Origin of the sequence: Zoogloea sp. LCSB751 (assembly GCF_002028455.1) — a bacterium.
Lineage (GTDB): Bacteria > Pseudomonadota > Gammaproteobacteria > Burkholderiales > Rhodocyclaceae > Zoogloea.
In genome coordinates this window covers 1-274 of sequence record NZ_MWUM01000177.1, presented here as the reverse complement: position 1 = coordinate 274, position 274 = coordinate 1, and the positions used below count along the sequence as shown (strand labels likewise).

At 31.8% G+C, this 274-nt stretch carries 1 protein-coding gene; it reads right to left on the bottom strand.

Annotated elements, in window-relative coordinates:
- Positions 1–274: HNH endonuclease family protein (locus B4920_RS26260; RefSeq protein WP_139379678.1), on the bottom strand; the 274-nt coding region annotated here is incomplete at both ends.

Here is a 274-nt window from a genome sequence, read left to right as displayed (position 1 = left end):
GACAAAAAATGCAGCAAATTTTTCTGCTAAACGGCGACCACGTTCTTTAATTTTATGCTCATTCCAATTTTCTTCAGAATTTTTCATTTGAAGAAACTCAGCATTCAACATTAATACTCCCGATGCCAGACCAATATTCATTCCTTCTTTGTTTTTAGCATCACATTTTAATTTAAAATCTGCATTAGATAGCTCTCGATTATAACAAGTAAGAGTTAAATTCCCTAGAGTATGCAACCATTGATCTTTTATATCATCAGTAAAATCCCTTTTC